This window comes from Prevotella sp. KH2C16 (genome assembly GCF_900113305.1).
GTDB lineage: Bacteria > Bacteroidota > Bacteroidia > Bacteroidales > Bacteroidaceae > Prevotella.
This window is the reverse complement of the sequence record NZ_FOOW01000019.1, coordinates 1-14,623: the sequence shown is the minus strand read 5'-3', so window position 1 is coordinate 14,623 and position 14,623 is coordinate 1. Positions and strand designations below refer to the sequence as shown.

Genomic DNA, 14,623 nt, shown 5'->3' with positions numbered 1-14,623 from the left:
TTCCTCTTAAATTCTCTTTCCCAGTCTATCAATGATGCTGTTTTTCCAAGAGACAAAATCCCCCTGCTCTATATGAGTGCGGGCATCGGACACCAACCTAAGATAGAATGCCAGGTTATGAATCGAAGCAATCTGCATGGCAAGAAGTTCCTGCGCCTTGAAAAGGTGGTGCAGATAAGCCTTGGTATAAATCTTATCGGTCTCACACCCCTCCGGGTCTATGGGTGTGAAGTCCATCTCCCACTTCTTGTTACGCATATTCATCGTGCCATCGTAAGTAAAGAGCATCGCATTACGCCCATTGCGGGTTGGCATCACACAGTCGAACATGTCTACGCCGCGCTCAATGGCTTCCAGAATGTTCTGCGGCGTGCCCACTCCCATTAGATAGCGGGGCTTGTCCTTGGGCAGTATCTCGTTCACCACTTCTATCATCTCATACATCACCTCAGTAGGCTCTCCCACGGCAAGCCCACCGATAGCATTGCCGTCGGCACCTTTATCCGCAACGAACTTGGCAGCTTCCTGACGCAAATCCTTATAGGTGCAACCCTGAACTATAGGAAACAACGACTGGGCATATCCATAAAGAGGTTCCGTTTCTTTGAAACGCCGAATGCAGCGGTCAAGCCAACGCTGAGTCATCCCAAGGCTTTGCCTGGCATACCGATAATCACTCTGCCCGGGAGGGCACTCGTCAAAAGCCATCATAATATCCGCACCGATGACCCGCTCTGTATCCATGACATTCTCAGGGGTAAAGATATGCTTGCTACCATCAATATGGCTACGGAACTCACAACCTTCCTCCCGCAACTTCCGAATGCCTGTCAGAGAAAAAACCTGAAAGCCTCCACTATCAGTCAAGATTGGGCGTTCCCATCCATTGAAACCATGCAAGCCGCCTGCTGCCCTGAGTATATCAAGCCCCGGGCGAAGATAGAGATGATAGGTGTTTCCCAAAATAATCTGAGCCTTGACCTGATCGCGCAGCTCCTGAAAATGAACTCCTTTCACAGAGCCACAGGTTCCCACCGGCATGAAGATGGGAGTTTTGATCTGACCATGGGCGGTCGTAATGATTCCCGTACGGGCATCACTGGCATTATCCGTATGTTGCAGTACGAATGTCATTGGGCTGTTTTCTGTTCTTCGATTTCAAAATGAATTGGATTCTTGACCTGCTCATCCGTCAAAGCAAAATCCCATACATCCTGTACATTCTCAACATAATGAAAGTTGACGCCCTTTAAATAGATGGCAGGTATTTCGCTGATATCTTTCTTATTGTCCTGGCACATGACTATATCGGTAATTCCGGCACGCTTTGCAGCCAAGATCTTCTCCTTGATACCTCCTACTGGCAAGACTTTGCCCCGAAGGGTTATCTCGCCCGTCATGGCCGTATTCTTACGCACTTTGCGCTGAGTGAGCGCAGATGCTATAGAAGTTGCAATCGTAATACCTGCAGAAGGACCGTCCTTGGGAGTTGCCCCTTCCGGTACATGTATATGAATATTATATTGATCAAAGATGCGATAGTCTACTTTCAACTTATCAACATGAGCCTTGACATACTCAAGGGCAATAACAGCACTTTCTTTCATCACATCTCCAAGATTACCTGTAAGGGTCAGCTTGCCAGCCTTGCCCTTACTCAGAGATGTTTCGATGAAAAGGATCTCTCCGCCTACAGAAGTCCAGGCCAACCCTGTTACTACTCCTGCATAGGCATTACCTTGATAAATATCACGATAGAATGGCGGTTTACCCAATAAATCTCCAATCTCTGCCGGAGTGATTTTCTGATAAGGCAGACTGCCGTTCTTTGCCTTCAGGAAAGCCAGCTTACGCAACGACTTGTTGATCTGCTTCTCTAACTGACGGACACCACTCTCACGAGTATATGACTCAATAATCTTTTCAAGTGCGGCCTTTGTAAATACAGGTTTTTCATCAGACATATCTAATCCCGTATTCTCCAATTCCTTTGGAACCAAATGGCGTTTTGCAATCTCAATCTTCTCTTCTGTTATATAGCCAGTAACCTCGATAATCTCCATGCGGTCAAGCAACGGACGAGGAATGGTGTTCAGATCATTGGCCGTAGCAATGAACAACACCTTAGAGAGATCATAGTCTACATCGAGATAATTATCATGAAACGCATTGTTTTGTTCAGGATCCAGCACTTCGAGCATTGCCGACGAAGGATCCCCATTGATGGTGTTCTGGGTTATTTTGTCTATCTCGTCAAGAATGAAAACGGGATTAGAAGAGCCCGCTTTCTGAATACTCTTGATAATGCGACCCGGCATTGCACCGACATAAGTACGGCGATGCCCGCGAATCTCACTTTCATCGTGCAATCCACCCAAAGAGACCCGGACATATTTACGCTTCATGGCCGCAGCAATGCTTTTGCCGAGACTTGTCTTGCCTACTCCGGGAGGACCATACAGGCAAAGTATAGGTGATTTAAGATCGCCCCGCAACTTTAATACGGAAATATATTCAAGGATGCGCTCTTTCACTTTTTCCATACCATAATGGTCGCGATCAAGAATGCGCTGGGCTCGCTTCAGTTCTAAGTCATCTTTAGTATATTCAGCCCACGGAAGGTCGACCAAAGTCTGCAGATAGTTTAACTGTACACTATACTCCGGGCTCTGTGAATTCAACAAGTCAAGCTTGGAAATCTCCTTGTCAAAGATGGCTTTTACACTCTCTGGCCACTTTTTCTTCGCTGCTTTCTCCGTAAGTTCCCTGCGTTCAGGACTTCCTTCCCCTCCTCCTAATTCCTCTTCAATATTCTTGATTTGCTGCTTGAGGAAATACTCCCGTTGTTGTTCGTCAAGATCTTGACGGGTCTTGGTTTGAATCGACTGCTTTAACCTTAATAACTCCAGTTCGCGATTAATCAGGCGAAGGGTACGGAACAAGCGTTCCATAGTGTCAGCTCCCTGTATCAGGTTTGCCTTGTCCGTAACTGCAAACGGAAGATTTGTCTGGATAAAACTCAGACAGATAATATCATTTGTGGTATCACGGATTACAAACTCCGTCTCGTTAGGGACTTCGTCATTCAGATGGATATACTCCACAGCTTTCTGGCGCAAATCTTGCATCGCCGTGCGAAATTCCTTGTTTCCCTCACGAGGGTACACCTCCTCTAAACTTCTCACCATGCCCCGATAATAAGGAGCATAGTGCGTAATCTGATCAAGTTCACAGCGGCCAAGGGCTTGAAGGATAGCTGTTACAGAGCCCCCATTTCCGGGCATTTCCATTATCCGGAGCAACTTGGCATAGACACCTGTCTTATAGAGATCGTTTTCCTGAGGCAAATCAACATTCACATCTTTCTGACAAAAGACGGCAAAGATTCCCTCTGGGTTCTTCTGTTGATATTCAAGCAATTTCAAGCTTGCTGGGCGACCAATAATGATTGGGGAAACCACACCAGGGAAAAAGAAAAGGTTACGAGTGCAAAGTATTGGCACATCGCTGTTTACATCTATCTTGAACAGTTCATTCACATCCCCATTGAAGTCTGTAATGGTCTGTATAGACGGACTCATTTTTCTACTCATATAGCCTAAATAACCATTTTAGTATGCAAAGATACATATTTTTTATAAGAAATCGATAATAAAGCCATGTTATTTATGTATAAGAAATAGGTTTTTAGGAAAATTCATAAAATAAAAAAGGGATTCATGCGTTTAAAACCACGATGAAAGACGAGTTTACATTCAAGCAATTCACGATAAAACAAAATTTATGCGCAATGAAAGTTGGCACGGATGGAGTTTTACTGGGAGCATGGGCAAAAGGAGGGAAACGCATCCTTGACATTGGGACTGGTACAGGACTGATAGCACTCATGATGGCGCAAAGGTTTCCTGAAGCCATTGTGGAAGGCATTGATATTGAAGAAAATGCATGTGAGCAGGCTAAAGAGAACTTTTTAAGCAGTCCGTTTTTCAACAGGCTGCAAATCTTCCATACCTCTTTACAAAAGTTCCAGTCTAAGTTGCAATTCGATGCTATAGTCTGCAATCCACCTTACTTTGTGAACTCGCTAAAAAATCCCGACATAAAGAGAGCTATTGCACGACATACGGATACCCTGTCGTTTAATAATCTTTTCCATCATTCGGAAAGGCTCTTAAAGCCAAAAGGAGAATTGAGCATCGTAATCCCTATTGAAAACCTTGAGGAAATTCTTACAGAATCTTATTTCTCAGGATTTTTCACCACAAAGAAAGTTTGGGTAAAAACCATCAGGAACAAACAAGAGAAAAGATTATTGCTCGCATTTTCAAAAAGAAATACCGAGACAGAAGAATTGCATGTCTCCCTGTTTGAAGAACATAATAAAAAGAGTGAATGGTACAAGAAATTAACCGACAGTTTTTATTTATAAATTCAACTTCCTGTGCAAGATTTTACTTAGGGCAAGCACATGCCTGCCCTGTCTGGAGATATCGTCTTTAACAACATTGATTTCATTAAAAAGTTCTGCTGCTGCACTCTGAAGCATATTGGGCTTACGAAAGTCCTTGTTTGCATCTGGATTCACAACAGCCTTAAATCCCTTTTCAAACAAACGCACATCCACATCAGCACTGGTTATAACAGGATCGCCGTCAAAGTGGATGACTCCTGGAACGGCACGATGGATTTTCAGGTGTTTTGCCCTGAAGCTCTTAATTCTCGAACTTTTATCAAGAGTCTTATTAAACATATCAATGGCTATCTGCGAAGCTTCTAATAAGTCAAACGGCTCCATAATAATCACATCCATCATGCCATCACTCATTGAGGCCTGAGGGGCGATATAGGCATTATTGCCATACTGAGAAGCATTGGCACATGAAATAAGGAATGCTTTATAGCGAGTAGTATCACCGTCAAATTCAATCTCGTAGGTTTGGGGCCTATATTTCAGGCCCTCCTCCAGAACTTTCTGAACATAAGTTATCGGTCCACGCTTACCCGACTCCGCAAATTTCTGACTGATATCAGCATCAAATCCCATCCCACAAGTACAGAAGAAAGGATGACCATTGATGATGCCATAATCCAAATCATGGATTTCACATAGGTTTATAATTTCTATACTCTTGCGAAGATTCATTGGCAACATTAGATGGCGAGCAAGCCCATTACCAGAACCACAGGGAAGAATGCCAAGCGCCGTCTTTGTATGCACTAACGAACGGGCAACTTCGTTCACCGTACCGTCTCCCCCTACCGCAACGACAATATCGACACCGCGGGCTACCGCCTCCTTTGCCAACTCAACACCATGGCCTGCATAATCTGTACTCTTAATTTCAAAGTCAAATTTCTCCTTGTCGAGATATTTGTCAATGAGCCTTGGGACACCAGACTTTGAAGTTGTCCCTGAAATTGGGTTCATGATAAAAAGTACTTGTTTCTTCATGATGTTTCCACTTTGCTGCAAAGATACTAAATAAAAAGAAGCAAATCTCTTTGTTTTTCAAAAAAAATCATCATTTGGAATATTTCTTGGTAAAATTAAGCGAATTAAGAGTATTTTTTGTAACTTTGCAACCTGTAACAAAAAGTAGTGATTCTACATCGTTTAAATGGGACAATTACAAGAAAGGTATAAGAGCTATCGTGAGCCACAGAAATTTATGGCTGCAGGAGTGTATCCATATTTTCGTGCTATCACGAGCAAGCAAGGGCCCGAGGTCACCATGGAGGGGCATCGGGTGTTAATGTTCGGAAGTAATGCCTACACAGGCCTTACAGGCGACGAACGAGTAATTGCTGCAGCAGAGAAAGCTCTCCTCAAATATGGTACAGGGTGTGCTGGAAGCAGATTCCTCAATGGAACATTAGACATCCATGTACAGTTAGAAAAAGAACTCGCAGAATTTGAGCATAAGGACGAAGCCCTTTGCTTTTCGACGGGTTTTTCCGTAAATTCTGGTGTCATCGCCGCCGTTGTAGGCCGTGGAGACTATATTATTTGCGATGACCGAGACCATGCTTCCATCGTTGACGGTCGCAGACTCTCATTTGCAACTCAGCTACACTATAAGCATAACGACATGGAGGACTTGGAGCGTGTGCTGCAAAAGCTGCCACAAGAGGCAGTCAAACTGATTGTCGTAGATGGCGTCTTCTCTATGGAAGGAGATTTAGCTAAGTTGCCCGAGATTGTGGAGCTTAAGCATAAATACAATTGTTCTGTCATGGTTGACGAAGCCCATGGCTTGGGCGTATTCGGCAGACAGGGACGCGGTGTCTGTGATCATTTTGGCCTTACTGATGAAATAGATCTCATCATGGGAACTTTTTCTAAGAGCTTAGCATCCATTGGAGGATTTATTGCAGGAGATTCTGATACCATTAACTATTTGCGGCATACTTGTCGCACTTATATATTTAGTGCCAGCGATACTCCCGCTGCTACGGCTGCAGCAATGGAAGCCCTTCACATCATTCAAGAAGAACCACAGCGTATTGAGCATCTCTGGAATGTAACTCACTATGCTCTAAAGCGTTTCCGCGAAGAAGGATTTGAAATTGGAGAAACCGAGAGCCCGATTATTCCACTGTATGTACGCGACATTCATAAAACATTTGAAGTTACGAAAAAAGCTTTTGATGCCGGTGTATTTATCAACCCAGTTATTCCTCCTGCATGTGCCCCACAAGACACTCTCGTTCGCTTTGCCCTAATGGCTACTCACAGCCAGGAACAAGTAGAGCGTGGTGTCGTAGCATTAAAAAAGATATTCATAGAAGAAGGTATTATCAAGTAAGCAACTATAATCATTAAGGAATATAAGAGGAGGTTTCCAAAGAGCTTCCTCTTTTTTTATCCTCCATGAAAACTGGCGGTAAAAGTAAATTATTTTAAACTTTACTGACAGAATTAGTAATTCTCCTGCCAGTAGTGGCAGAGCATATAGGTTGGTATGAATATTGTTGCTCTGGATATTGAAGCTTGGAAGTTCAATCAACCGAAAAGCCTCAAAAACATAAACAAAGAACTAAAATACAAACAGGAGGTATTAATTATGTTATTAGCTCGCAGAAACAACAATTCTAATTGGTTAAGCAACTGGTTTGATGACAATTTCTTTGATACAGACTTAATGCCACAGTTTAACACAACGGCACCTGCAGTCAATGTCAAGGAGAATGAGAAAGAGTATACGATGGAAATCGCTGCTCCTGGCCTAAAGAAAGAGTTCGTCCGCATGAATATAGATCATGACGGAAATCTGAATGTTGCTATCGAAAACAAGATGGAACATAAAGAAGAGAACAAGAAGGAGCACTATCTGCGCCGTGAGTTCAGCTACTCTAACTATGAACAGAGTTATATCTTGCCGGAAAATGCCGACAGAGACAACATCAGCGCAAAGGTGAACGACGGAGTTCTTGAGATCGTAATTCCAAAACTTACGAAGAAAGAAGAAGACAAGGATGTAAAGCGGATAGAAGTTGTATAAGGGGGCAAAAGGATAAGAGAGGCGGTAGGTCGATAGGCTTACCGCCTTTTTGCTCACTTTAAGCCCTACTCATTGCTACAACTTATAATATTTCTTGTTTTTTCCCGTTATACTGGCAAATCATAATACATTTAATAATGCGAAAACTTATCTTAATATTGACGACCGTCTTTGCCCTTACTGCAACAGCGCAGGAGAACCTATACGGGTTCACGGTTAAGGATGAATACGAAAAAGAAGTAAAACTCGAAAAATACAGGGGGAAAGTACTACTCATCGTAAACACTGCAACCCGCTGTGGATTTACCCCCCAGTACAAAGAGCTACAAGAGCTCTATGACCAGTATAAGGAACAAGGCTTCGAGATTCTCGATTTCCCGTGTAATCAGTTTGGCGCACAGGCTCCTGGCAGCATTCAGAATATCCGCCAGTTCTGCACCGAAAACTATGAGACCACCTTTCCCTTGTTTGATAAGATCGAGGTAAACGGAGCGAATGAGCTCCCGCTATATACTTGGCTGAAAAGCAAGCAAGGTTTCAGGAGTCTCGGTAAAGGCATCAAGGCAAAGTTCATGTCGGGCATGCTCAAGAAAAAAGATCCCGGCTATGCCAGCAAGTCGGATATCAAATGGAACTTTACCAAGTTCCTCGTCGACAGGCAGGGCAAGGCGATTGCCCGTTTCGAGCCTACACAAAGCATGAAAGAGGTTGCTAAGGCCGTGGCCAAGGCGGTGGCAGAATAAGGCAAAGGCGACGAGGTCTGTCTCGTCGCCTTCTTTGTTTTCATCAAATCGTCTCAAAAAGATCCTCCATGGACTTGCGCTTCTTCTCTGGATGCGGGCAGTCGGATGCTATATGTCCTATCGTCACGATGACCGCTGCCTCATACCCCGCCAAAGGGAAGAGCTCTCTCAGTTTGCCGGTATCGAAATTGCACACCCAGCAGGTTCCCAGTCCCTGTGCCGTAGCTGCCAGGCAGAGGTGCTCCGTAGCGATGGCCACATCTATGTCAGCATGTGGCTTCCTGTCATACTGGCGTACCCAGCTCGCTTCATCACTTTTGTAACCTATAATATAAAGAGGTGCCGACTTAAACCAATCACGGTCATAGCATTGTTGAAGACGCCCTCTTTCTTCTTCAGACTGCACTATCACAAACTTATACGGCTGCTTATTAACGGCCGAGGGAGCCATGCGAACAGCCTCCTTGATATACTCCAGATCTTGTTGGCTTACCTGCTCCGCCGTATACTTGCGGGCAGAGAAGCGTTCTTTACATAAATGCAGAAAATCCATCTTGTCAATCCTTTCTTTTTATTGCAAAGTTAATGATTATTTTTCAAATCTGCAGATAAATTTCAAAAAACAGGGCAAGAGATCTTCTATCCCCTGCCCCGCCTGTTTATATTGATTACTTAAATCAATCTTCCCAAGGATCATTGCTGTCCAAGTCTGAGAAATCCGGCTTGGCGCCCTGCCCGGAAACCTCCTCGTCCGTCGTCTTCCAGTCATCGTCTGATACAGCCATGAGTGATGTTGGTTCGATTTCACAAATCTCGCATTTAGGCGCAATATACTCTTTTTCCATCTTCAAAACTTTATATTCCTTCATTTTACAATAACTTTCTTGCCATTTCGAATATAGATGCCGTGTGAAGGATGCTCCACCCGTCGGCCTTGCAGGTCGTAGTAGACATTATCTTGTGGAACCTCAGGATTTGCTATATTCTCGGATATTCCATCCACAATACCCGCATCGTCAAAATCAATATATACAGTACCGACCTTTGCACCGCCTGATACCTGAGATAAATCCAAGAAAGCCTTGTTAGGACTCATGTAGGCTTGGGATGCACCCAGCTTATAGAAACCTATCTTGCCTGTAGTCGGGCTTATATTCAGAACACGGAAGTTGGTCTGGTCATTCTTTAGCTTTTTAGGCAGATAGATGCCCGAAAGTAGATTATTGGAGATCTTAGTATCCGGATTGCCCAACTTATGCGTGTCCACAGGAGTAAGCTTGTTATCTTCTGCCTCCAACGAGGAACACTTCAATAGTACTGGCGTACCCGCAGCGACCGTCGCGCCCTGACCGGCCAGCAAGGCAGGTCTGGCATAGCTGTTGCCGTCGGCCGTTGTGATTTCCTTGATAGTGTATGCCCCTTTGACGCCTCCTCCGACAGGAATCTCATAAGGGAAGGCTGTCATCAGAGTGGTCCAATAGTAGCCATGCCCATCCTTGATGTTTGCATTGAGCGGCTTCACACCGAAGTAATGCGATTCGTCTACAGGTTCTATTGCCCACTTCGCGAGGGAATTGTTCTCCGTTTGAAAAGTCAGAGTGCTGTTATCATCACCCAAATATCGTGTTCCCAAGTTATAAGAACTTAGGGCAAGATCTATTGACACTGCATAAGTTCCATCCGAATTGGAATTAACATTTGCATAGATATCGTTGATATCAAAGTCCCCCAGGCTTGAATTCCATGTTCCCGTGGCAATGGTATTCAGCCCCGTACCTTGAGCTTGGAAATCATATTTTTTGTCTACCTTCGTGAAATAGAATACGGCCGAGGGATCTGCATAGGGGTCATAAGTGGGCTCACTAATAAGAGTAATGTCCTGATTCAGATATTGCCCGGCTCGGGTGATAGCTTTATCCCTTGCTCCTGGATTATTTAAGGCAATTGCCTTACCGCCGCCGCCTGTCGCTACAATTTCATTGTAGTTGAACGCATTATCTACCAGACTGATGTAGTCATTGATGGTTGGAGCATTGGCACTCCTAACACGATAGTAACCAGTCCCCGTAAAATCAGAGGAGGAACTATTGAAAACTGCCGTATACTCTCCGGCCGTTTCATCAGAAACTGTCAGAGTCAATTTTAGCTCCGTAGAATAAAGAGTCCCATTCTTTTGCCATCCTTCGAAGGTGGAGCCTTTGGACGGAGTTGCCGTCAAAATAACATTGTCCCCGTCTTGGTTCATGGGAGAGTTTATCGTAACAGCTCCATAACTGTTATTGTTGGATTTTGCCACTATCCTTGAGAAATTAGCTATATAACTATAGGTAACAGTACTTTTATCCGTATTGTTCTTCATTGTTATCTCATAAGGGATCGCGTTACTCAGGATATTTGCAGGAGTGGCTGCTTCTGCCCAGCCCAAGAAGAAATATCCACCTGAGGGCGTAGCAAACAAATAAGCCTTTTCCTCCTGATTACTACTATTACTAATCGTTAGAGTTGCATCCCCACTTGTTGCAGTCTTCGTTTTCGCTGCATACACGCTTCCCTTTCCCGTTGGATTTGCAGTAACGGTAACAGAATAATTATAAGAACTGCTTCCGCCTGCATAGACATTTCCCATACCCAAGAGGATAAACCCAAGGAGAATCAACCGTTTTCTGTTAAAATGTTCTTTCATATTTATTTTTGTTTGTTTTTTATAAAGTAATTACTTAGACATCTGACGACTAATGTTGCCACGAGCAAGAGATGAGGTAGATCAACCTGAGAGGTCAGCAAGGGAGCTATGAGCATAAAAGCTATGCCTATTACCGCATAAGCTCCATATAGCCTGTAATAGTTCTTTTTATTTTTCCAAATAAGCCAACATGCGGCCGGAAGCGGGTTAAAGGGAATCAGATACCAATTCCAATGCAAACCAAACAGGCCGGACACAAATGTAACATACAGCAGAATGATTCCTGCAAGGGTCTGCATTGCCAGCAATGCTATATCCACATACTTGGCAATGTGCTGCCATTTCCATCTCCATTCCCCATAGGTCAGCACCAGAATGCACAACAGCAACAGCGCAAACACAATGGTAGGCGATGCTGCACAAGGCTTCTCCTGTATCACAAGGGGCAAGAGTCGGACAAAATCTCCGGTCAGAACTGGCCGGGATTCACGACTAACGAGATTCACGATTCTTGCCTGTTTAAGGACAGGTATCATCAACTCGGGCGACAGTTTATTTTCTATGTCCCAGTCCTGGTCGCTTTCTGTACCCATGAATGTCATGAACAGAAACTGTGCCCAAGGAGATTTTCGCGACAGAAACCGCACGCCTATTCCGTTCTTATAATACATAGGGGTAGGCATCTTTCCAAAGTTTATCTCCTCGTTTGCCAATACCGATTCTATCATGAATATGCTCATCGAAGTGCAATTATTCTGTAACAGATTAAACTTACGATGAGCTCCATCCATCATACTGTTGTCCAAAGCTCGCCAAAGCTCCTGTTTCTCATGAGGAGTGAGATTCAGGGTGTATTGCTCAATCCCCCTTCCCTCATCACTATAATACTTCAGGAATTCAGAAGTGGGCACTGCTACAAATCCAGCTTCCGCCTTCCCTGCAAAGAACTTCAGGAAATCATAAACCCGGGAATCCATCTCAAAGGTAAAGCAATAATCCAAACCTTTTGACGGGCACTGCATACGGATGGCACTATGTCCGAAGACAGAATAGACGGCGTCAGTCGGAGAGACAATGAGGATACTGGCCGTAACGAAGTTACTGCTGTCAGAGGCAACTTTAATCGTATCATCCGCACTACTGCTCACCGTGAAAATAAAAGCAAGGAGGATGAGGTACAGTTTTCGGACATCCGGCATGAAGCTACGCATACAGATGTAAACTTCTATCTCTAAAACTTCTAATTTAAGAATAAAAGGTGGATGCCGATTATCTCTTGTAGTCGTCATCCACCCTATCATTATTAATAATATAGCTGGGATCTCATCTGATTAGTCTTCCCAAGGCTTGTTAAGGGAATAACCGCTATTCTCCTCGTCATCCTCACTAAATCCTTGTTTAGCAGGATCGAAGACGATATCTCCGCCTTCGCCTACGGGGTTAGTAGATTGTCCTCCAAGTGTTTCGCCCAGTATCTTATCTCGCATATTAAGTTGTACCAGCATTGCGTCTGGCTTGATATACCGTTTCTTCATTGTCTTGTATTTATTTCTGAATTATCTTCTTTCCTTCTACAATAACCACGCCCTTATAATCCTTGCCGACACGCTGTCCGTTCAGATTATAGCGAGGAGCATTGTCGCTGATTGTAGCACCAGTCTCTATACCGTTGATACCGGTTGTCTCACCGCCAATCATGAAGTAAATCTTGGCACCGCTGGTAGCAGCAGTCTGAATGAATGGCTTGTTGGTTGGAATAGTCTCGTTGCTGTAGAGATAAAATCCATAAGGATTCTTAGTATCACTCTTGTTATAGCCCCAGAGATAGAGTTTGGAGTCTGCATTAACTCCAGTTCCCCACTTCTTGTTCAGGTCGCCCTTATTGCCTCCGAGGAAAGTTCCCTGCACGAGGTCTGTGCTATTGTAGCCGACCCCGGCGCGCGTCCCGTCAACAGAGGGAACGAGAGACAAGGTATTGTCTACGGCAGAACTCTTGAACTCGATGACAGCGGCAGTAGCTGCGGGAATAATGCCCGATGCCTTTTCGAACTCCACATACTTAGTGGTCGAACCATCAGTTTCATTCTTCGACTGGATACCGTCGGCCGTTACCGTATATACGGCATTCACATTCTCACCCTTGACCTCAAACGGGAAATCAAGATAGGTGGAAGCATAATACATGCCGTTCTTAGCTGCATTCGTGTTGGGCTTCACAGTAAAGTAATTGGTTTCGTCAATCGTCTCAAGCACCCACTTTCCATAGTCTCCAGCATTCTGCAGGTCGTTGAACTCGGACTGTGAGCCGTCATTGGCAAAACCGAAGTCATTGCCAGCTACGAAACTTCTCTGTCCGGCGTCATTCTTGTAAGAGCCCGCAATCAAGAAGTAAGGCACATTATAGTGAATCTCATTGAAATACTTATTTGCAAAAGCATCCAGCATGGAAACCTTGTCGCCGCCTAACAGGCTGCCTAATGCACCCTTCACTCTCGCAGAATTGTAAAGCTTATAAATATTCATCTTCACCCAATAGAACATCAGTTCCTCATCGGACATGATGGTGCCGTAGGAGATATACCATACATGATAGGATGGATCGCCAATATCATTGGTCTTATACTTCTCAGGGAAGGTGTAGCCAAGTTTCTGTAACAGGGGAATCTCATCTGGCTCGATGCCCTCACCGCTATCCTGCCCGTGGGCTTCCATGAACTTTCTCACAGCCGGGCATACCACGCGATCCATCTCTGCTTTGTTGGCAGTATAGAAGTCCTTGATGGGCTTCAGTGATGGGAACTGCGACCTTACATAATAGGTATTGGCAGCTCCGGCAGGAACGAGATAGATGTCGAGCTTGATTTTCGGAAGATAGTTTTTGTTGAAATCATCCATCAGGTTCTGATAAATCACCTTGTCGGCTTCATTGTCAACAAACGGCTTGACCTCAGCGTCGGCAAAGCCGGTAGCCATATTGAACATCGTGTGCGCAAATGCCATGTAGCTGTTGTAGGCATTCCAGAGATTCTCACCCTGAGCCTCTGGCAATACATAAGTCTGAGCATAGCTGAGAAGGTCAGCGGTCAAGCCGTTCCCGGAAGCAGTATACTCTGATGGAACCGGCTTGGAGTCAATGCCATCGCCAATGACATCCAGCCCCTGGCTGCGGAGATTGGTCAGGCGCATGGCACCGTCTGCGGCACCCGACGATGCCTCTGTTCCAATCAGGAGTACTGTTCCCGGCTTGGTGAACTTGTCCGCGTTAGCGACACTCGCATCAGCAGTAGCACGGCCACGCACCTCTACATAATTTTTGCTTCCCACATTCTGAATGCGATAATAAGGGCACAGTTGCAAATATCCGTGGCAATAACATTTTGTTATCCAAAGATCATCGTCGTTCTATACATGAAGAATGGCAGGTCTTGTACTCCACGGAGCTGTGCTCTGAAGCCTTTCAACTTTGAGTTTAGAGATTCTGCATGAGCATTAGTTGATCTGTTGATGAAGTAGTTTAGTACTTCTTCCTCCTTGTATTTGATAGCATCCCTTGCAGCCTTCACTTCACGCAAAGTGCATGCTGAGACCTTCTGATACCAATCATGCAGTTTATCCTTTGCTGCAGTCCGATTAATATCCTTGCTACTAAATATGCATCTTAGGCTACAAATAAGCGTATATGCATCCTTTATCTT

14 protein-coding genes are annotated in these 14,623 nt (G+C 44.5%); 4 read left to right on the top strand and 10 right to left on the bottom strand.

From position 1 onward, the window contains the following. Positions 1-6 precede the first annotated feature (6 nt). Entirely contained in the window at positions 7-1,134 is a 1,128-nt protein-coding gene (gene tgt / locus BM114_RS10825; protein WP_092113351.1) for a tRNA guanosine(34) transglycosylase Tgt, read from the bottom strand. Continuing rightward, positions 1,131-3,593, bottom strand: a complete 2,463-nt coding sequence (lon, locus tag BM114_RS10820) for an endopeptidase La (protein WP_092113349.1) — start codon at positions 3,591-3,593, stop codon at positions 1,131-1,133. Before lon ends, tgt begins: the two co-directional genes overlap by 4 nt. Before the next feature lie 143 nt (positions 3,594-3,736). Between lon and BM114_RS10815 the strand changes: the two genes are divergently transcribed. Beyond that, positions 3,737-4,429 (top strand): tRNA1(Val) (adenine(37)-N6)-methyltransferase, encoded by a 693-nt coding sequence (locus BM114_RS10815; protein WP_092113347.1) that lies wholly within the window; start codon positions 3,737-3,739, stop codon positions 4,427-4,429. Here the strand turns inward: BM114_RS10815 and BM114_RS10810 are convergent. Next, the gene (locus BM114_RS10810; RefSeq protein ID WP_092113345.1) at positions 4,424-5,452 is read right to left on the bottom strand and encodes a diacylglycerol/lipid kinase family protein; all 1,029 of its coding nucleotides are present in this window, start codon (positions 5,450-5,452) and stop codon (positions 4,424-4,426) included. The two genes, BM114_RS10815 and BM114_RS10810, sit on opposite strands and share 6 nt — an antisense overlap. A gap of 166 nt (positions 5,453-5,618) precedes the next feature. Here BM114_RS10810 and BM114_RS10805 point away from each other — a divergent pair, with 166 nt between their 5' ends. The 3 genes from BM114_RS10805 (at position 5,619) to BM114_RS10795 (ending at position 8,245) form a co-directional block, all read left to right on the top strand. Then, complete coding sequence (locus BM114_RS10805) at positions 5,619-6,806, top strand: serine palmitoyltransferase (protein ID WP_092113344.1); 1,188 nt, start codon at positions 5,619-5,621, stop codon at positions 6,804-6,806. A gap of 258 nt (positions 6,807-7,064) precedes the next feature. Further along, a complete protein-coding gene (locus BM114_RS10800; protein ID WP_092113412.1) occupies positions 7,065-7,502 on the top strand; it encodes an Hsp20/alpha crystallin family protein in 438 nt (145 codons plus the stop codon). Between the two features lie 137 nt (positions 7,503-7,639). Beyond that, positions 7,640-8,245, top strand: coding sequence for a glutathione peroxidase (locus BM114_RS10795; RefSeq protein ID WP_092113342.1), 606 nt, complete (start codon positions 7,640-7,642; stop codon positions 8,243-8,245). A gap of 43 nt (positions 8,246-8,288) precedes the next feature. On the opposite strand, the gene BM114_RS10790 is transcribed toward BM114_RS10795, so the two are convergent. From BM114_RS10790 to BM114_RS10760, 7 genes are all read right to left on the bottom strand, one after another. Next, the gene (locus BM114_RS10790) at positions 8,289-8,798 is read right to left on the bottom strand and encodes a nitroreductase family protein (protein WP_092113340.1); all 510 of its coding nucleotides are present in this window, start codon (positions 8,796-8,798) and stop codon (positions 8,289-8,291) included. A 124-nt stretch (positions 8,799-8,922) separates the two neighbouring features. Next, entirely contained in the window at positions 8,923-9,114 is a 192-nt protein-coding gene (locus tag BM114_RS10785) for a hypothetical protein (protein ID WP_092113339.1), read from the bottom strand. Further along, positions 9,111-10,928 carry an InlB B-repeat-containing protein gene (locus BM114_RS10780; RefSeq protein WP_092113337.1) on the bottom strand — a complete coding sequence of 606 codons (1,818 nt, stop codon included), beginning with the start codon at positions 10,926-10,928 and terminating at the stop codon, positions 9,111-9,113. Before BM114_RS10780 ends, BM114_RS10785 begins: the two co-directional genes overlap by 4 nt. Before the next feature lie 2 nt (positions 10,929-10,930). Further along, a complete protein-coding gene (locus tag BM114_RS10775; RefSeq protein ID WP_177207095.1) occupies positions 10,931-12,139 on the bottom strand; it encodes a lipoprotein N-acyltransferase Lnb domain-containing protein in 1,209 nt (402 codons plus the stop codon). Between the two features lie 120 nt (positions 12,140-12,259). Next, entirely contained in the window at positions 12,260-12,463 is a 204-nt protein-coding gene (locus BM114_RS10770) for a hypothetical protein (protein WP_092113333.1), read from the bottom strand. 10 nt (positions 12,464-12,473) lie between these two features. Continuing rightward, a complete protein-coding gene (locus BM114_RS10765; RefSeq protein WP_092113332.1) occupies positions 12,474-14,252 on the bottom strand; it encodes a hypothetical protein in 1,779 nt (592 codons plus the stop codon). A 56-nt stretch (positions 14,253-14,308) separates the two neighbouring features. Next, on the bottom strand, positions 14,309-14,623 hold a 315-nt coding region (locus tag BM114_RS10760; RefSeq protein WP_143089313.1), incomplete at its 5' end, for a transposase.